This window comes from Clostridium sp. UBA5119, assembly GCF_002414285.1.
GTDB lineage: Bacteria > Bacillota > Clostridia > Clostridiales > Clostridiaceae > Clostridium_J > Clostridium_J sulfidigenes.
In genome coordinates this window covers 1-17,907 of sequence record NZ_DHYX01000038.1, presented here as the reverse complement: position 1 = coordinate 17,907, position 17,907 = coordinate 1, and the positions used below count along the sequence as shown (strand labels likewise).

Genomic DNA, 17,907 nt, shown 5'->3' with positions numbered 1-17,907 from the left:
TCTCATCAGATGCCGTGGAAAAGGCATCACTCTATCAAAGTTATCCTTTGGATCTATAACTTTGATAGAAAAGTCCTCTTGTACATAAAGATCCTTGCAACGTATATCTAACTTTTTATAACCAAGTTCTTTAAAATCATTTATTAAATCTACTAAGCTTCTTACTAGTTTCTGATTTAGAGGGTTATGATTTAGATACTTATCAAGTCTTATCCCATCTACAAACTCTCTTACAATAAAAAAATCTCCATAGTCAAAAACCTTAGGAAAGGATGGATGATGCATAGATGATTTAAGAATTATATACTCTGTTTCGCAAACTTTTTTATCATTAAATATTTTTATAATTCTCTCATTATTGATTCTATATACCACTCCATTATTGCCCTTTCCTAGGAATTTAGAACTCCTTATAATGTTCTCCACTTCATCACTTAAGTAAATTGCATTTGTAAAATGTCTAGACATAATTCCTCCCTAGATAGAACTCTATTAGATTATATGCATAAGATATACTTTATATTATCCTTATACCTATCTTTTATCTCTTTTGTCTTTTTTAGCAGTATTCTTCCTAGGTTTTGATGATTTCTCAGATGGTTTTGACCTTTTATCTGAAGGTGCATTACTCTTCTTATAGTTTTTAACCACAACAGCTACATCTTCAATATTTCCGTGAGATATAGTCTTCTCAGTAAGATTAAAATTCAGTTTTTTACTATAAGCTTTCAATTGCGCTATCTCCTTAGGTGAAATAATAGATATAACAGTACCGCTTTTATCTCCACGAGCTGTTCTACCACTTCTATGCACATAAGTATTTATATCTTCTGGTAAGTCTACATTGAATATATGAGTAACGTCCTCTATATCTAATCCCCTTGCAGATAAGTCTGAAGATACCAAAAGGTTTATACGCTCTGATTTAAAGTCTAACATGGTTTTTTGTCTTTGATTTTTAACAAAACTACCATGTATTCCATCCACCTTTAGTCCATGGTATTTTAGCTTAGTAGTTAATATTTCTATTTCATCACTTTTATTAATAAAGGCAATAGCTTTTCTAGGATTTATACTTGCCATTAATTTTCTAAGAATAAGTATCTTATCCCTCCTATCACAAACTATATATAAATTGTTTATGTTAGGATTTATAGTTGAATCATCATTACACTTTATGATTTTAGGGGATTTCATTAAGCTTTCCCCTATACTTAAAGCTTCCTCTGTTAAAGTGGCAGAAGTCATTACTAATTGTCTATCTCTAAGTGTAGTTTTTATAACATCCTTAACTATATTTAAATTATTTTTGTCTAAAAGTTTATCACACTCATCAATTACTATAGTTTTAACTGTATGAGCACTTATTTTTTTCATTTTTATTAGCTCTAGTATTCTTCCTGGAGACCCTATTACAAATTGAGGTTTTTCCTTTAGTTTTTCAACCTGTCTTTTTATATTTACATCCCCCATGATAACCGTAGACTTTATATTCAAAGAAGATTTATCTCCCAAAGTACTTAAAACTTCATTTACTTGAAGGGCTAATTCATGGGTAGGAACTAAGACTATAAATTGATTTTCTCTTTTTTTATAATCAATTCTCTCAATTAGTGGTAGCAAATAAGCCAAGGTTTTACCACTGCCTGTTTCACTTTGCATTATCACATCCATATTTTCTGATATTTTAGGAATTGATAATTCTTGTATTAGAGTTGGCTTTGTTATTTTTAATTCCTCCAATACCTTTATTATTTCCGCATTTATATTTAATTCTAAAAAATTTTCCATTTTTTCATCTCCAGTTTTTATTTAAATTTACTACAATAATTTTCCTTTATGAGAACAAAGGTTTGATATTCTTTATTTCTTATGGTATAATTATCTAGATTGAGAGGTGTTTTCATGATTGAAATTAAAAGTGGTAAACAATCAGAAATTTATGAGTTTATTAGAAATCAAGTTAATACTAAAGGATATCCCCCTTCAGTAAGAGAAATTTGTGAAGCTGTAAATTTAAGTTCAACATCTACGGTTCATGGTCATCTTACTAGACTTGAGAAAAAAGGCTTAATAAGACGTGACCCAACTAAACCAAGGGCAATAGAATTACTGCAAGAACCTCATAATAAAAAAGAAATGATTAATATTCCTATTATAGGTAAAGTTACAGCTGGAATTCCTATACTTGCCCAAGAAAGTATAGAAGATTATCTAACTATCCCCCTTGACTTTGTAAACAGTACAAATGAATTATTTATACTTAAAGTTCAAGGTGACAGTATGATAGAAGCTGGAATCCATGATAAAGACTTAGCTATAATAGAAAAAACTTCTATTGCATCTAACGGAGATATCGTAGTTGCTCTAATAGAAAATGAAGCCACTATAAAAACTTTTTTTAAAGAAGATGGGCATATTAGACTACAACCAGAAAACTCCACCATGGAGCCAATAATTGTTGACGATTGCAAAATCTTAGGTAAACTATCAGGAATCTATAGAAAATATTAAGAAGCTATTATAGCTTCTTAATATTTTTTATATAATAAAATAAATTTATTATATATCTATTAATTTAACTCCTAATTAAGATAATATTCTAGATATAGCCATTAAAACTCCAACTTTTCCATGATCAAAGGTCAATCCACCTTGAAGATATGCTATATATGGCTCTCTTATTGGAGCGTCAGCAGAAAGTTCAATGGAAGAACCTTGTATAAATGCACCCGCAGCCATAATTACTTCATCTTCATAACCAGGCATAGCCCAAGGTTCACATTCTACAAATGAATCTATTGGAGAACCCGCTTGAATACCCTTGCAAAACTGAATTAATTTATCTTTATCATTAAATTTAATAGCTTGTATGATATCACTTCTCTTAGTATCATATTTTGGGAGTACCTCAAAACCTAAAAGTTCCATTACCCTTGAACAGAATATAGCTGTCTTTACAGCTTCCATNNAAAAATAATCCTTGATATAAACTTCTCATTACACCAAAGGTAGAACCACACTCTCCGCCTATACCTGGAATGGTCAATCTATATGCTGCTTGAGTTACATAGGCTTCTTTACCTGCTATGTAACCACCTGTTGGAGCAATTCCTCCACCAATATTTTTTATTAAAGAACCAGCTATAAGATCAGCTCCTACATCTGTTGGCTCTATAGTATCTATAAATTCGCCATAACAGTTATCAACAAAGCAAATTACTTCTGGTTTGATTTCTTTAATTGACTTTATTATTTCACCGATTTCCTCTACTAACAGTGCATTTCTCCACCCATATCCTGTAGATCTTTGAATATGTACAAGTTTTATGCTATGGTTTTCTTTTAAAGTCTTTTCAACCTCTTCAATATTAACTTTACCTGCACTTGTCAACTCTAATTGCTTATAGTTTACCCCATATTCCTTTAAAGAGCCTATATTTACATCCTTAGTTATTCCTATAATGTTATGTAAGGTATCATAAGGTGAACCACATATACTCAGCATTGTATCTCCTGGTCGTAGGTTGCCAAATAAAGCACATCCAATAGCATGAGTTCCATTTACAAAGTGTGGCCTAACTAGGGCTGCTTCTGTATTAAATACTCTAGCGAAAACCTTATCTAAAGTATCTCTACCAACATCACCATAACCATATCCACTAGAATTAGTAAAATGCATATCACTAACTCTTTCAGCTTGCAAGGCACTAAGAACTTTTAATTGATTATATTCTCGAATATCATCCATCATAGAAAATTGCTCTTGAATATCCTTTAAAGCTTCTTCTGATACTTTAAAAACTTCTTCATTTATTTTAAAGTTATTTATTAAAAACTCTTTAGTTTTTTCTATCATAAAAAAATCGCTCCTTAAACATAAAATAACATTCTAATACTAACATAGCTATAAATATTAAGCAAATAATTCCTTAATATTTATAGCTATCTATATATCTTATACAATATTTAAAATTAACTTAGTCTTTATATTTTTTCTCTTTATAATCATTAATAATAAATTTTGCTACATCCTCATCATTAGAAAAATCATCCTTGTCTATCCACTTAACCCTTGGATCTTTTCTAAACCAAGTAAGCTGACGTTTTGCATAATTTCTACTAAATTGCTTTATATTTTCTATAGCCTTCTCTTTAGAAACTTCACCATGAAGATGTTGTAATAGCTCTTTATAACCTATTCCCTTCATAGATTGCATATCTGTGGTATATCCTTCTTTTTCTAACCTTATTACTTCTTCTAGAAGACCAGCGTCTAACATTAAGTCAACACGATGATTAATTCTTTCATAAAGCTTATCTCTATTCATATTTAATACATAATAATAAACTTTGTAAGGTATATCAAAAATCTCATCATTTTTAGCTGCTTCAGATATAGGAATTCCTGTTACCTTATAAACCTCTAAAGCTCTAATTACCCTTTTAAGATCATTGGGATATAACTTGTTATAACTCACTTCATCAACGGCTTTTAACAGCTCATGAACATATTCTACTCCATTTTCTAAGGCTAACTGTTCTAGTTCTTTGCGATAAGCTTCATCTTTATTAGTTTCAGCAAAACTATAATTATAAATAAGAGAATTAATATAAAGCCCAGTGCCACCTACCAGCATGGGAAGCTTATTTTCACTGCTTATTTCTTCAATGGTTTCCTTTGCCAAAGAACTAAACTCTGCCACACTGAAGTTTTCACTAGGATCTAAAAAATCAATGAGATGATGCTTCACACCATTCATCTCTTCTTTGGATATCTTAGCAGATCCAATATCCATCTTCTTATATATCTGCATAGAATCAGCAGATATTATTTCCCCATTAAGTTCTTTGGCAATATGAATTGAAATCTTTGTTTTGCCAATACCAGTAGGTCCTGCTAATATAAATAAATCTTTCATTGCTTTAATCCCTTCATACTAAATTCTTTTAAAACTTTTTTCTATTTCCTTTAATGAATATTTAATTATAGTAGGTCTACCATGTGGACATGTAAATGGTTCATCTATATACCTTAACTCTTCAAGGAGGGATAAAATCTCTACATCTGATAATTTATCATTAGCTTTTACAGCTGCCTTACAAGCAAGAGAAGCTATTTTATCATATTTTATATCTATGGTTAAACCACTGCCCATGGATTTTATATTTTCTATCATATCATGAAACAAATTGTTTATATGAGGTTTCCCCAAAAATACTGGAACCTCTCTAACTAACACGTCATTTTCGCCAAAACTTTCAACCACAAATCCTGCATTTGAGAAAATTTCTTCATTATCTTTATAAATAGCATATTCATTAAAGGTTAATGGAATGATTGTAGGTACAGCTAAAATCTGACTTACCACATTGAAATTACCTATATTTTTTCTATACTTTTCAAATAATATCTTCTCATGAGCAGCATGCTGGTCAATTAAATACAATTCATCTAAATATTCACCAATTATATAACTATTAAAACACTGACCTATAAGCTTAATTGGTGGAATTTTAGGAATCCTTGATATTTCCTTATTAGAATATATATTAGCTTCTTTAGGTTCAAATTGATTTTCAATAGGAATTTCTCTTATATAAGAAGGTTTGTCATTATAATTTACTTCGTTATTAAAAATCAAAGTCTTATTATAATTTAAATTATTATCTTCATTAGTATAGTGATTATCTTTTAAATATCCAATTTGACTAGGTTCTAAAGAAGTATAACTTTTATGTAGTTTATCCTCTTGAACTATAGGCAAATCCTCTATTTCTTCTGGTATTATAAAACTCTTCTTTAAGCTTTCTTTTAATGCACTATGAACCCCATCAAATATGGTTTTAAATAAAACTCTTTCCTCTAAAAACTTAACTTCATTTTTAGTTGGATGTACATTAGGATCTATAAATTCCGGAAATATATCAATGTGTATAACGAAGAAAGGAAATTTATTTACCATAATAAAGGATTTAAATGCATTCTCTACCGCAGCAGTTATTAAAGAACTTTTTATAAGTCTCTTATTTACAAAAATGCTTTGTCTATTTCTACTACCTCTACTAATACTCTCTTTTCCAATATATCCATATACAGATAAAATATCGCTATGGTTTTCTATTGGTATTACATTTTCATATACTTCTTTTCCATATAAAATTCTAAGGGTTTTATCTAGTTCATCTTCACTAAAGGTTCTAAGGGTTTGTTTGCCATCATTAATTAAGGTTATAGAAGTCTTATAATTTCCTAGAGCTAGCTTTAATACCAAGTCATTTATTATAGATTTCTCTCTTTGAGGTGATTTTAAAAACTTTTGCCTCCCTGGAGTATTGAAGAATAAATCCTTAACTTCAATTTCCGTTCCTAAATTGCAACCTACGTCTTTCTCATAGATTACTTTTCCACCTTCAATATAAATCTCTCTACCATAATCAAAAGTTTCCATCCTTGATTTTAGTCTTACCTTTGAAACAGCCGCTATACTAGCAAGAGCTTCTCCACGAAATCCAAAGGATTGAATGTCGTAAATATCTTCCATGGAACTTATCTTACTTGTACCATGAGGTAAAAAAGCTATTTTTATATCTTCAGGATGAATACCACGTCCATCATCTGTGATTCTTATAAGCTTATTGCCACTCTCTTCTATTTCAATAGTTATGTTTTTACTGTCAGCATCAAGGCTGTTTTCCACTAATTCCTTAACAACAGAACTAGCTCTTTCAACAACCTCTCCTGCTGCAATTTTATTGGCAGTGTTTTCAGATAATAAATTGATTCTTCTCATAATACACCCACCTTAAATAATTATTTTATCTATATATTCTTAGCTTTTTTAATAATATCGTATAATTTATTAAATCCATCCATAGGTGTAAGATTAAGTACATCTATAGATTTAATTTCGTCAATTAGGTTTTGCATCGCTACATCTTCAAAAGCTATTTGCTGAGTTAAGCAAATTTCTTTTTCCGTTTTTTTCAATTTATCTGTAGATGGAATTACAGTTTTCGCTTCTTCTTTGATTATATCTTTTGAAGTTCCATCTTCTAAAGTTTCTAAAATTTCTCTTGCTCTAGAAATTACTGCTGCAGGTAATCCAGCAAGCTTAGCAACCTCTATACCATAAGATTCATCTGCTCCACCCTTTATAATTTTACGTAAGAATATAATATTATTATCTACTTTTTTTGCTGAAATAGAGTAATTTTTTACTCCTAGAATTTCTCCCTCTAGCTTAGTTAACTCATGATAATGTGTGGCAAATAGGGTTTTGCATTTAATATTTGAATTTTTACATATATACTCTATAACTGCCCATGCAATACTAAGTCCATCGTAGGTACTAGTACCTCTACCAACTTCATCAAGAAGAACCAAACTCTTATTGGTAGCATTATTAAGAATATTTGATACTTCCCACATTTCTACCATGAAGGTACTCTTACCACCAGCCAAGTCATCAGAAGCTCCTATTCTAGTAAATATTTTATCACAAATAGAAACATTTGCTTCTTTAGCAGGAACAAAACTTCCCATTTGAGCTAATAACGTAATTAAAGCTACCTGTCTCATATATGTAGACTTACCAGCCATATTAGGCCCAGTAATTAACATAAGTCTATTATCTTCAAGGTCTAAGGTAGTATCATTAGATATAAAGCTATTTGCCTTTGTAATAACTTCTACAACTGGGTGCCTACCCTCTTGAATTTCTATTATTCCCTCAGTATTAATTACAGGCTTCACATAGTTATGTTCTCTAGCAACCATAGCCAAAGCCCATATACAGTCAATTTCAGATATAAGCTTAGCTGTATTTTTCATCCTGTCTATATTTTCTTCTAATTTTTCTCTAATCTCTGTAAATATAGAATATTCAAGAGCAATTAATTTCTCTTCTGCTCCTAAGATTTTATCTTCCATCTCCTTAAGCTCAGGAGTTATATATCTTTCAGCATTTGACAAAGTTTGTTTTCTAATATATCTTCCTTCTGGCACTGAGGAAAGATTAGATTTTGTAACTTCTATATAATATCCAAAAACCTTATTATAAGAAATCTTAAGGGATTTTATACCGGTAGTTATTCTCTCTTCACTTTCTAAATTTGCAAGCCAAAGCTTTCCATTAGTTTTACTTTCTCTTAATTCATCTACTAATGAATTATAACCCGTTTTAATAATATTACCTTCCTTAACAGACAAAGAAGGTTCATCCATAATAGAGCTTTCGAGAAAAGTCCAAATATCTCTTAGCTCATCTAAGTTAGAATAAACATCCTTCATTAAAGGACTTGTAAGATTAGAAATAAGTTCTTTAATCCTTGGAACTTTAGCAATGGAATGTTTTAATGATATAAGCTCTTTGGCATTTATTGCAGTAGAGCTTATTTTACCAACTAATCTCTCAATATCATAAATGCTGTTTAACGCTTCCTTTAAATCTTCCATTAAGATTATATCCTTAGTAAACTCTTCAATAGCATCTTGTCTATTTAAAATATCTTTCTTAATAATTAGAGGCTCTTCTAACCACTTTCTAATTCTTCTTCCACCCATAGATGTATTGGTTTTATCTATAACCCATAAAAGAGTTCCTGTTTTTCCTTTATCTCTGATATTCTCCACCAGTTCAAGGTTTCTTCTTGAGTTAACATCTATGGTCATATAAGTGCAGATATCATATATCTCTATATGGTTTATATGAGTCAAGGAAACCTTTTGAGTTTCTTTTATATATCTAATTAATCCATTACAAGTTTTAATTACTATTTCTGATAATTTATCTATTTCTATGTTCAAGAACTGTTCTTTAAGATCTTCTTCTTCCATATTAAAATTATTATCTTGGAAGTGGGATATATAAAAGGATGTTCTACTTATAATTTCATCAATAATCTCTTGGTTAAAGCTTTCTGTAATAATTATCTCTCGAGGATTAAATTTATATAATTCATCTATAAGTACATTAATATTATATTTAAATTCAGTAGTATAGAAATCCCCTGTAGACACATCACAAAAGGCCAATGCAATGTGATTTTCCTTCACATATAAACTAGCTGTATAGCTATTTTTACTCTCATCTAAATAGGAAGCTTCTGTGTAAGTTCCTGGGGTATAAATTTTTACTACATCACGCTTTACAATTCCTTTAGCAACCGCTGGATCTTCTACCTGCTCACAAATAGCTACCTTAAACCCTTTTGATATTAAGGCTCCAATATAATTCTTAGCTGCATGAAAAGGAATCCCACACATAGGAGCTCTTTCTTCAAGACCGCAATCTCTTCCCGTTAGTGTTAACTCTAACTCCTTTGATGCAACTTTAGCATCATCAAAGAACATTTCATAGAAATCGCCTAGTCTGAAAAATAAGATACATTCTTTATATTTATCTTTAATTTGAAAATATTGTTGCATCATTGGAGTTAATGCCATATATATCTCTCCTTCATAATTATTTTAAAAAAGCGACAAAGTCGCTCTTATACTTCTTCTCCTATTAATGAAAAAGAATTTGCTTTAGTGATTCTAACATTAACTAACTTACCTATATTTTCTTTATTACCAGTAAAATTAACTAATTTACTTGTTCTTGTCCTTCCGGTTAATTTTGTATCATCACTTTTACTTTCACCTTCTACAAGAACTTCAACAATTTTTCCATCATAAAGCTTATTTTTCTTAGCAGAAATTTCATTAACGACTTCAACTAATCTATTGAATCTATCTTTTTTAACTTTTTCATCTACTTGGTCAAACATTAAGTCTGCAGGAGTACCACCTCTTCTAGAATATAAGAATGTAAAGGCAGAATCATACTCAACTTCTTTAACTAGACTTAAAGTATCTTTAAAATCCTCCTCAGTTTCTCCTGGGAATCCTACAATTATATCCGTAGTTAATGCTACATTAGGCATTCTTTCTTTAATTTTTCTAATTGATTCTAAATACTGCTCTCTAGTATAGTGTCTGTTCATCTTTTTTAATATTCTTGATGATCCAGATTGTACTGGAAGATGAATAGATTCACATAACTTATCTCCAGCTGCAATTACATCAATTACTTCATCACTTAAGTCCTTTGGATGAGAAGTCATAAATTTCACTCTCTCAATACCATCTATTTCATTAATTCTTCTTAAAAGTTCCGCAAAATTAATATTTTCTTCTAGTCCCTTACCATAGGAGTTAACATTTTGTCCAAGAAGAGTAATTTCTTTATATCCCTCTTTAACCATACTCTCTATTTCCTTTATTATTTCAGCGGAGTTTCTACTTCTTTCACGTCCTCTTACATGAGGAACTATACAATAAGTACAGAAATTGTTACACCCATACATTATTGTAACAAAGCCTTTTATAGTACTTGCTCTATCAATAGGAGCTCCTTCTATTATATCCGCTTCTTTATCCCAAATTTCTATTATAGGTCTTTCTCCACCTAAAGCTCTTCCAAGATATTCTGTAAACTTATAGGCATTATGAGTTCCTATAATTATATCTACAAAAGGAAACTTACCTATTATTTTGTCTGCCATTCCCTCTTGTTGCATCATGCAACCTGTAACAGCAATAACCTTATTAGGGTTCTCTTTTTTTAGTTTTTTTAAAGCCCCTAAGTTTCCATCTACCTTTTGCTCAGCATTTTCCCTAACACAACATGTATTAAAGATTATTATATCCGCCTCTTCTTTAGAGTCAGTTCTTACATATCCTAATGGTTTTAATCCACCAGATAATTTTTCAGAGTCTTCTTCATTCATTTGACAACCCCATGTACAAATCCAGAAGGTTTTAGGTTCGTTTAATTTATTTATATTTTTTACATTATTACTCATTGTTGATGTTCCTCCAATATCCAATATATTTATTAAATTTCTATAGTATTATAGCATATACAATACACGAAAAGAAAGGCTAAGGATTCCCCTTGGCCTTTTTCAAACAGTTCATCACTTTTTAATTCATGACTAGCTTTAAAAAATAAAGTTACAGAATCTTTATTTATGATGATTTTTCTTTTTATACTAATCTCCACTTTCCTCAATAAATCAAAAACATTTTCATATTCTTTTTAATGATAAAGTAGTTATATAATTTAATAGATAGATTATAATACAAATTATTTTTTCTAAAGATAAATCAAGTATGTTTAAATATAATTCCTCTGCTAATTTATATTGACCAGTTTCTTCATAACAATTAGCTTTTAACAATTTAATATCTAATGACTCTTTAATGCTTAGATCAAACTCTTTAAATAACTTATCTAAGAATTCTATGCTATTGTTATTAAAATAATCTTCTGCACCTCTAGTCTTAATTAATTTACATCCATAATAACTCTTTCTCTATGGATATAAATATGGTGTTCCCATCTTAGTAAAACTATCTGCTACTAGATGCAATACAAAATTTATAAACCATACTATAGCTATCCACTTATTTAAGATTAGTATAGAGATACTACTTATAATTAATACTAATAGTGAGTGTGTATAAGTTCTATGTTTTATTCCTAAAAGATAATCCCAATCCGGAACAATAGCTGCTAACACTCCTATTGCTGCTATTGGACTATTTAATATTATTGGTATTGTAGCAGCTACACCTATAGCCATGTGTGTTCGTTTCATCATACGCTTACGCCCTCCTGTTCTCTCCAAAAGTATATAAAAAAACCTATCCAACGATATGGATAGGTAAAGTTAATTTAGTTGGGTATATTACTAAGGTTTCATCTTTAGTTTATTTCATGATACTTACTATATTTTCTTTATTACTTCCTTAATTTCTTCTATTTTTATGTTTTTAATATTTTTATTTTTCTTCTCTCCTCGCCCAACACGACGTTTATGTTTGCTTACAATTAGCATTGTCACGGGAGCATTTGTTTTGCTTAATTCCTCATAAATACTAAGTAATTTTTCTTCTTTTGTCCTATTAAAAATATCTACTTCTACGGTTATAATTTGCCCGTTTTTTAATATAAATATATAGTCAATAAATTTTTTATTTATTTCATGCTCTCTTTTCATATAGGTGACTCGGTCTTTAAGTTCAACTAAGATATCCGTTAAAACCAGTGTATGAAAAGAGGGTATTTTTTTATATAATAAACCTTTTTACCTAACGTTGGATGAATAGATTCCTTAATGTATTTGTTATCTGCTAGTATCTTAAGCCTTTTAGCTGCCATGCTATAACTAGGAAAGAATAGTTCTTGTATTTGTTTTATTGTGGCTCCTGCATTCTCTGTAATAAAATTTATGATTTGAATATCTCTATCCTATAACTTTAGCTGTTGGGCCATCTGCTATTTTTAAACTAATCCTGGTGCATAGTTGAGCTTTTATATCCGTTGGTATACTGTGTGAGGTTGGCTTTTGTAATGCAGTAATTAAGAATACACCACTACTTCTACCAACATTAACTATCATCTTTCTTCTCTTCTTCTGCACTCCTTATCTATGCTCTCTAGTGCTTTTAAAACCTCTTCTAATGTCTTTGAGTATGTTTTTACTTGTGCACAACCTTGAAATACTCCCAAGTCGTTTTTACGAATCTGGAGTAAGTGTAAATCTATATACCCTCAATATTTTATTAAGTTAGATAGAATCAATAGAAGTATTCTTGATTTTCCTGTTCCAGTATCTCCACCAATAAGCATGTGAGGGAATTTGTTCATATCTACTATAATAGGCTTAATAAGTCCATCTGCTATTAGAATTTTATTAGGATGTAATTAATCTTTGAACTTGTAATTAGCCACACAATTCATAATAACCACGTTATTAACTTGGCTTAGTTGTATGCTTTGAAATTGTAATCCTTCTTTGAATATATCTATATCTCTATTAAGATTTTCAAAGGTATATCCATATGGAAACTCAGTAATTATGTCATAGCCGTATGGAGTCCTATCTATTCGCCATATCTTAAGGGTTCTTTCTAATCTGTTAGTAAATTCGCTCTTGCTATAAGTAATCTGTTTCCATTTCTTCCTTAGCTTAATTTTGTCTAGATTTCTATATAGTGCTACACCAGCACCAGCTATTGTAAATTCAGTAATCACTTGCTATTCCTCCCTTCCACTTTTACTGCTGCTATTGAATAAATAATAATACCACTAAGTATTATTAAACCTTCTTTTAAAGTTCCTGTGAAAATTGCTAGGCTTTTTATGCCATTGAGAATCAATAAATCTAATCCAAACATTGAATATTCTCCTTATCTAAGTGCTTAATATAATATTCTAATGCCTTTTTAATAAAATCTGATTTCTCTTCTTGGCTATTAACTGTTACGAATAATTTCATATCTTTTGTGGTGCTTTTGAAACTAACTGTAATCTTATTTACCATAACTTCCTCCACTTTCTTACTTCTTAATATATCTATATGCAATCTAGCACCAAAAGTTTCCTAAAAGTTCCGAAATATTTATAAAAAAATAAAGGCTCTATTTTCTATGAGCCTTCTTCATATCTTCTAATATAAGTTGTTTAATATACTTCCCTTTTCCTATTAGTTGTCCTTTTTCTTCTATATATTTATACAATTGCATTTCTATATCAGAAGTCTTAGAAAAAGTTACATCTACTCTTTCATATCCTTTCTTAACCATAACACCACCCCTACAATATACTATTCTCTCTAAGTATATTATTTCCTTTTAATGTTAATAATTTTATTGAGGNNGAAGAAAAAAAGAAAATTAAATGCAACTGTCACTATGGGACCAAATACATCTAGATTAGTAACAGAGTCATTATTGAGGTTAGTAGATTCAAACAAAGAAGAACTTCTACAAATTTTGAAAGGAAAATAAACTTAAGGAAATTGAGTAATGATTCTATAAAACAAGAGAAGAACTTTATTATGATTAACACTTTTACATTTAATGTATAAATCAAAGATTGATTGTCTATAATTTAAATACATCTTAAACCATGTGCTTATACAAAAGAAAAATAAGGTATAAAGTAATATTATATTGCTTTATACCTTTTAAATTAGTTGTTAATTATCGTGAAAGAACCTTGCCATGTGCGTATACATAAACTCTTGGGTCTAAAGTTTTTATTTTTAGTTTATATATTCCAGTCCTAAGATTAAAAGTTTCCTTATACTCTCCAGTTCCACCTATTGGTTGACTAGTACGATAAAGTTCATATTGTCCTACTCCAACTCTTCTCCAAATTTCAAATACCATATTTTGGCCACTCCTGTCACTAGTACTCCACCTATCCATACTAATAATAACATCTGCTTTCCCGTCACTCCATAATTGAAATACGTCATCAGAACTGGTGGGTAAATTGTTGCTAATATAACTATCACGAACACCATTTGCATTGAATGACATAATAATTCTTGCTTGTGCAAAAGCTTTAGAACTAAAACCCAAATTACAACCAAGGACTGTTAGAAGTAAACATAAACTAATTACAATCTTTTTAAAGCTAATAAGGATTTTATTCCCTACTAGCCTTTGATTATTTTTTATAATACATATATTAAAATAAGTTTATGGAATTATAGATAATATAGAAATTTTTTAAAGTCATTAGCAAAAACATTTTTGTACTAGGTTCTATACTATGAATTTTATCATTTATAATTTTAATATATCTCTTACCTATACTAGTAAAATAAAAAAGCCTGGATTAAACTCTAGGCTTTTCATTTTTACTCTTATTTTAACTATCACCTTTTTTAGGGATTTGTTCTATTTTAATATCTTCGCACAAAATTTTTACATACATAGGAAACATATTAATACTAATATTAAGATATTTTTTATCTTCTATTATATTCTCAGTTAACTTAATATCTTGAATAAAATATGGTATTTGACCCAACGTACATTCTTTCATAGGCTTATCTTTTTTATATGCAATTTCATGATTAAACTCTGTACTATAACATCCTGTAAAATGATATATAACATCGCATTCCATAGCATCATAAATTAATTTAACTTCATCTGCAAAATAATCACACTCCAATGATTTAACTCTAGCATCCCAATAATAATATTCTTCCATTTTCTTTTTCAATCTAATCATATAAACAATTCCTTTACATAAGTATTTATTTTCATATAATAACAATCTATACCATAAAAGCAAACAATGTTTTTATAGTGGTTTTGATTTTTAATATTACTATAAATAAAAATGATGGTAGCAAGTTTTACATAAGTACCCTCTAAATATTATCTTCCTAAGCTCTTACAATAAGCTATAGCCTTATCCGTTGTTTCCTGTCTATTCTTCACCTGGATAAGTACATCAGTATGTCCACTTTTGTTTTTGGCTTCTCCTACTGCAATAACTGTTTTATACTGCGCATAGTAAGCATATGGTCTTAAACAGTTTATTGTTGGACAGTTAAGTCTATCAGCCATTACCTCTGCAATTGCTTGGTCTGTTGCATTTGAATATTGTATAATATAATCCATTTCCTTTTCTTCTTTGCTATCTGTACTAGGGTTTGGTTTTGTTGGTTTAGATAAGTTAGCTTTAGGACTAATTAATCCAGGATAATCAACATAGCAATAGTTCATGTCTACATTCCCACTAATACCATTTACTCTGCCATCACTTGCATATTGCCATATATCATGTTTACCTTTATAGGTACAAGTTGTATTATATTGAGCCACCCACTTAACCCACTTATTAAATCTAGCATCTGTTAATTTGTTAGTGAACCATGATGTATTTGCATAAATATCTGCCCAATAACCAGCCTTTTCTATAGCATTGCAAAATACCTCCGCCATATCTGCTATAAGTTTATTAGAGCACTTTCCTGTAGTTCCTGCATCTTCCAAATCAAAATAAACTAGATAATCTAATTTATAACCCTTTAATAATCTTAATACATGATCTGCCTCAGACTTAGCTTGTGCTATTTACTCTGCATAAGAATAAATATAAACTCCAAATGGTATCCCTAGTCTTGTACACTCTTTAGCATTTCTATGAATTTGCTTGTCATCCTTGCTTGTTATGTTGTCACCATATCCTACACTTAAGATTGCATAATCTATCTGACTTTTAACCTTATCCCAATCAATAGTTCCTTGGTGATGTGATACGTCTATACCTCTTAATTTCATAATCTATTCCTCCTTAAATATAAAAGAGTGAGATTGCCCTCACTCTGTAAACTACTTATTAATTTGTTTTACAAGCTGATTGGTATAAACACTAACACCAACTACTAAAATTCCTTGAATTATAGCATTTATATTAAGGCCCATAAGTGCCATAGCTAGACCTATACCTATAGGTAATAGTATCAATGGTATATATTTATCTTTTTTTCTTTCAATTCCTTTTAAAATCATACCTATGATATAAAGTACTGGTATTAAAATTAAAGCATTTTCTGTAATGTAATTAATAAACTCCATAATTATCTCTCCTTCTTATTTAAAATTAATTAAAAAAGCAATTACTGCACTTATTAAAGCTCCAGCAACTGCTCTCCATAACCATCTGTTAGCATCTTCTAAATCTGAATTTCTATTGTTTGCAACTTTTAACTTCTCCTCAAAGTTTTTAAGTTTAAGTTCATTGGTATCATTCATATTTTTAAGTAAGCCTTTTATCTCTATTAAACTCTCTCACCTCTTGTATTGCATCAGCTTCACTCATGTTACACCTTCCTTGTTTTTTAATGTAAAAAAGAGACTAGATTTCTCTAATCTCTTAAGATATATTTAGTTCGTAATATAATTCTATTGTAAATCAAGACAAATAACTTCACCAGCATAATTGCAATTAGGTTTAATTTTTGCTGGGCCAGCCCATCCACTTGGTTTTTCGTCATCGTCAGTATGACAGAATAGAAAAAGGTCAAAAGGGGCATCATCACATTCTACAACAAGAATTGGATCATATTTAGCAGCAGCATGACATTTTGCACAAGTATCATACTCACAATTTAAAGGAACAGGATGAGGTAATCTAATTTCTTCACCATCTTCTCCTACTTTTATTTTTGTTACTGTATATCCTTTACTCTTATTTATTAATGCAATTATATAATCAGGTACTTTAGGTTTAGTATCAGGGATATCGATAATACTGATAATTCCATGACCATTTAAAAAAAGTTCTTTTTTATTATCATTCATTTATTTAACCTCCCATATTTTAATTAGTGTACTTAATTACTATTTCCTGAATACTCCCTTTGTATACCACTGTAATTTATATGAATATGAGGTGTTTTTCACTTTCCAATATTGTATTATTTATTTACAATTTATTTACAATTTAATTCTATTCTACAAATTCTATTTCAGTAATCACTGTGTACTCTTCCGGAGTTATTTTTCCAAATGGATTAGCAGATGTTATTACTGCCCCTTTAAATTTCTATAGTATTCTAGCATATAAAAGATATAAAAAGAAAGTCTAGTAAGTAATGATTAATCCTTTAAACTGCGTAATCTAAACATAATAAAAGCACCTACTCTTAATTTAAGTAAGTGCTGCTTATTACTTCTTCTAAGTTTAATTTGCATCCATAATGTCTACTTTGTTTTTATTCACACATTATTTTACCATTTCCCATCATAGCTAATTGGCTTAGATTTTTTATCTGAAGTTTTAGCCCTTCCTTGAAGTTCTGGTACTGGATGAACTTCATTTTTAGGAAAGTGATTATGCTTATTACTTTCTGTGCCATGTGAATCTTTTGGATCTGGTCTTCTCATTCCTGCTTTTGCCATAATATTTTCCTCCTACTTATTTGTCACCATTAGTTTAAACAATATCAAAAGTTTTATACTCAAATATGTTCTCTATAGATGTAAATAAGTATATTAAAATAAAAAGTACAATGCTAAATAAAATTAAAATGTACCCTATATAG

22 protein-coding genes and 1 pseudogene are annotated in these 17,907 nt (G+C 29.7%); 1 reads left to right on the top strand and 22 read right to left on the bottom strand.

The window, feature by feature from the left end:
- Positions 1–534 precede the first annotated feature (534 nt).
- Positions 535–1,791 carry a DEAD/DEAH box helicase gene (locus B2671_RS05090; protein ID WP_346869448.1) on the bottom strand — a complete coding sequence of 419 codons (1,257 nt, stop codon included), beginning with the start codon at positions 1,789–1,791 and terminating at the stop codon, positions 535–537.
- A 114-nt stretch (positions 1,792–1,905) separates the two neighbouring features.
- Between B2671_RS05090 and lexA the strand changes: the two genes are divergently transcribed.
- Positions 1,906–2,514 (top strand): transcriptional repressor LexA, encoded by a 609-nt coding sequence (gene lexA / locus B2671_RS05085; RefSeq protein ID WP_346869447.1) that lies wholly within the window; start codon positions 1,906–1,908, stop codon positions 2,512–2,514.
- Positions 2,515–2,589: 75 nt separating this feature from the next.
- On the opposite strand, the pseudogene B2671_RS05080 reads toward lexA, so the two are convergent.
- From B2671_RS05080 to B2671_RS04980, 21 genes and pseudogenes are all read right to left on the bottom strand, one after another.
- Positions 2,590–3,859 (bottom strand): annotated as a pseudogene (locus tag B2671_RS05080) (aminotransferase class I/II-fold pyridoxal phosphate-dependent enzyme).
- Positions 3,860–3,980: 121 nt separating this feature from the next.
- On the bottom strand, positions 3,981–4,922 hold the full coding sequence (gene miaA / locus B2671_RS05075) for a tRNA (adenosine(37)-N6)-dimethylallyltransferase MiaA (RefSeq protein ID WP_346869446.1): 942 nt from the start codon (positions 4,920–4,922) through the stop codon (positions 3,981–3,983).
- An 18-nt stretch (positions 4,923–4,940) separates the two neighbouring features.
- Positions 4,941–6,794: a DNA mismatch repair endonuclease MutL gene (mutL, locus tag B2671_RS05070; RefSeq protein WP_346869445.1), complete on the bottom strand. Its 1,854-nt coding sequence runs from the start codon at positions 6,792–6,794 to the stop codon at positions 4,941–4,943.
- A gap of 29 nt (positions 6,795–6,823) precedes the next feature.
- Positions 6,824–9,448: a DNA mismatch repair protein MutS gene (mutS, locus tag B2671_RS05065; RefSeq protein ID WP_346869444.1), complete on the bottom strand. Its 2,625-nt coding sequence runs from the start codon at positions 9,446–9,448 to the stop codon at positions 6,824–6,826.
- A 47-nt stretch (positions 9,449–9,495) separates the two neighbouring features.
- On the bottom strand, positions 9,496–10,851 hold the full coding sequence (gene miaB, locus B2671_RS05060; RefSeq protein ID WP_346869443.1) for a tRNA (N6-isopentenyl adenosine(37)-C2)-methylthiotransferase MiaB: 1,356 nt from the start codon (positions 10,849–10,851) through the stop codon (positions 9,496–9,498).
- A 513-nt stretch (positions 10,852–11,364) separates the two neighbouring features.
- Positions 11,365–11,652, bottom strand: coding sequence for a metal-dependent hydrolase (locus tag B2671_RS05055; RefSeq protein WP_346869442.1), 288 nt, complete (start codon positions 11,650–11,652; stop codon positions 11,365–11,367).
- A 126-nt stretch (positions 11,653–11,778) separates the two neighbouring features.
- A complete protein-coding gene (locus B2671_RS05050; protein ID WP_346869441.1) occupies positions 11,779–12,051 on the bottom strand; it encodes a hypothetical protein in 273 nt (90 codons plus the stop codon).
- A gap of 246 nt (positions 12,052–12,297) precedes the next feature.
- Positions 12,298–12,453 carry a hypothetical protein gene (locus B2671_RS05045; RefSeq protein ID WP_346869440.1) on the bottom strand — a complete coding sequence of 52 codons (156 nt, stop codon included), beginning with the start codon at positions 12,451–12,453 and terminating at the stop codon, positions 12,298–12,300.
- 152 nt (positions 12,454–12,605) lie between these two features.
- Positions 12,606–12,683: a hypothetical protein gene (locus B2671_RS05040; protein ID WP_346869481.1), complete on the bottom strand. Its 78-nt coding sequence runs from the start codon at positions 12,681–12,683 to the stop codon at positions 12,606–12,608.
- Between the two features lie 75 nt (positions 12,684–12,758).
- Positions 12,759–13,088, bottom strand: coding sequence for a hypothetical protein (locus B2671_RS05035; protein ID WP_346869439.1), 330 nt, complete (start codon positions 13,086–13,088; stop codon positions 12,759–12,761).
- The gene (locus tag B2671_RS05030) at positions 13,085–13,231 is read right to left on the bottom strand and encodes a hypothetical protein (RefSeq protein WP_346869438.1); all 147 of its coding nucleotides are present in this window, start codon (positions 13,229–13,231) and stop codon (positions 13,085–13,087) included. Before B2671_RS05030 ends, B2671_RS05035 begins: the two co-directional genes overlap by 4 nt.
- Positions 13,219–13,377 (bottom strand): hypothetical protein, encoded by a 159-nt coding sequence (locus B2671_RS05025; protein WP_346869437.1) that lies wholly within the window; start codon positions 13,375–13,377, stop codon positions 13,219–13,221. Before B2671_RS05025 ends, B2671_RS05030 begins: the two co-directional genes overlap by 13 nt.
- Positions 13,378–13,474: 97 nt before the next feature.
- Positions 13,475–13,639, bottom strand: a complete 165-nt coding sequence (locus tag B2671_RS05020; RefSeq protein ID WP_346869436.1) for a hypothetical protein — start codon at positions 13,637–13,639, stop codon at positions 13,475–13,477.
- Positions 13,640–14,038: 399 nt separating this feature from the next.
- On the bottom strand, positions 14,039–14,380 hold the full coding sequence (locus B2671_RS05015) for a hypothetical protein (protein ID WP_346869435.1): 342 nt from the start codon (positions 14,378–14,380) through the stop codon (positions 14,039–14,041).
- Positions 14,381–14,714: 334 nt separating this feature from the next.
- On the bottom strand, positions 14,715–15,083 hold the full coding sequence (locus tag B2671_RS05010) for a hypothetical protein (protein ID WP_346869434.1): 369 nt from the start codon (positions 15,081–15,083) through the stop codon (positions 14,715–14,717).
- 149 nt (positions 15,084–15,232) lie between these two features.
- Positions 15,233–15,934, bottom strand: a complete 702-nt coding sequence (locus B2671_RS05005; RefSeq protein WP_346869480.1) for a GH25 family lysozyme — start codon at positions 15,932–15,934, stop codon at positions 15,233–15,235.
- On the bottom strand, positions 15,935–16,141 hold the full coding sequence (locus B2671_RS05000) for a hypothetical protein (protein ID WP_346869433.1): 207 nt from the start codon (positions 16,139–16,141) through the stop codon (positions 15,935–15,937).
- Between the two features lie 51 nt (positions 16,142–16,192).
- Positions 16,193–16,438, bottom strand: a complete 246-nt coding sequence (locus B2671_RS04995; RefSeq protein WP_346869432.1) for a phage holin family protein — start codon at positions 16,436–16,438, stop codon at positions 16,193–16,195.
- A gap of 15 nt (positions 16,439–16,453) precedes the next feature.
- Positions 16,454–16,615 (bottom strand): hemolysin XhlA family protein, encoded by a 162-nt coding sequence (locus tag B2671_RS04990; RefSeq protein WP_346869431.1) that lies wholly within the window; start codon positions 16,613–16,615, stop codon positions 16,454–16,456.
- 150 nt (positions 16,616–16,765) lie between these two features.
- Entirely contained in the window at positions 16,766–17,164 is a 399-nt protein-coding gene (locus B2671_RS04985; protein ID WP_346869430.1) for a hypothetical protein, read from the bottom strand.
- A 429-nt stretch (positions 17,165–17,593) separates the two neighbouring features.
- A complete protein-coding gene (locus B2671_RS04980) occupies positions 17,594–17,764 on the bottom strand; it encodes a hypothetical protein (protein WP_167403110.1) in 171 nt (56 codons plus the stop codon).
- Positions 17,765–17,907 lie beyond the last annotated feature (143 nt).

Coding starts and splice junctions, on each gene's coding strand:
- B2671_RS04995 (WP_346869432.1), bottom strand. CDS start 16,438: ATGGAGTTTATTAATTACATTACAGAAAATGCTTTAATTTTAATACCA.
- B2671_RS05040 (WP_346869481.1), bottom strand. CDS start 12,683: ATGCTTATTGGTGGAGATACTGGAACAGGAAAATCAAGAATACTTCTA.
- B2671_RS05045 (WP_346869440.1), bottom strand. CDS start 12,453: ATGATAGTTAATGTTGGTAGAAGTAGTGGTGTATTCTTAATTACTGCA.
- mutL (WP_346869445.1), bottom strand. CDS start 6,794: ATGAGAAGAATCAATTTATTATCTGAAAACACTGCCAATAAAATTGCA.
- mutS (WP_346869444.1), bottom strand. CDS start 9,448: ATGGCATTAACTCCAATGATGCAACAATATTTTCAAATTAAAGATAAA.
- B2671_RS05000 (WP_346869433.1), bottom strand. CDS start 16,141: ATGAAATTAAGAGGTATAGACGTATCACATCACCAAGGAACTATTGAT.
- B2671_RS05055 (WP_346869442.1), bottom strand. CDS start 11,652: ATGATGAAACGAACACACATGGCTATAGGTGTAGCTGCTACAATACCA.
- B2671_RS05090 (WP_346869448.1), bottom strand. CDS start 1,791: ATGGAAAATTTTTTAGAATTAAATATAAATGCGGAAATAATAAAGGTA.
- B2671_RS04990 (WP_346869431.1), bottom strand. CDS start 16,615: ATGAATGATACCAATGAACTTAAACTTAAAAACTTTGAGGAGAAGTTA.
- B2671_RS05030 (WP_346869438.1), bottom strand. CDS start 13,231: ATGTTTGGATTAGATTTATTGATTCTCAATGGCATAAAAAGCCTAGCA.
- B2671_RS05015 (WP_346869435.1), bottom strand. CDS start 14,380: ATGTCATTCAATGCAAATGGTGTTCGTGATAGTTATATTAGCAACAAT.
- miaA (WP_346869446.1), bottom strand. CDS start 4,922: ATGAAAGATTTATTTATATTAGCAGGACCTACTGGTATTGGCAAAACA.
- B2671_RS04985 (WP_346869430.1), bottom strand. CDS start 17,164: ATGAATGATAATAAAAAAGAACTTTTTTTAAATGGTCATGGAATTATC.
- B2671_RS05020 (WP_346869436.1), bottom strand. CDS start 13,639: ATGGTTAAGAAAGGATATGAAAGAGTAGATGTAACTTTTTCTAAGACT.
- B2671_RS05010 (WP_346869434.1), bottom strand. CDS start 15,083: ATGATTAGATTGAAAAAGAAAATGGAAGAATATTATTATTGGGATGCT.
- B2671_RS05025 (WP_346869437.1), bottom strand. CDS start 13,377: ATGGTAAATAAGATTACAGTTAGTTTCAAAAGCACCACAAAAGATATG.
- B2671_RS04980 (WP_167403110.1), bottom strand. CDS start 17,764: ATGGCAAAAGCAGGAATGAGAAGACCAGATCCAAAAGATTCACATGGC.
- miaB (WP_346869443.1), bottom strand. CDS start 10,851: ATGAGTAATAATGTAAAAAATATAAATAAATTAAACGAACCTAAAACC.
- B2671_RS05050 (WP_346869441.1), bottom strand. CDS start 12,051: ATGAAAAGAGAGCATGAAATAAATAAAAAATTTATTGACTATATATTT.
- lexA (WP_346869447.1), top strand. CDS start 1,906: ATGATTGAAATTAAAAGTGGTAAACAATCAGAAATTTATGAGTTTATT.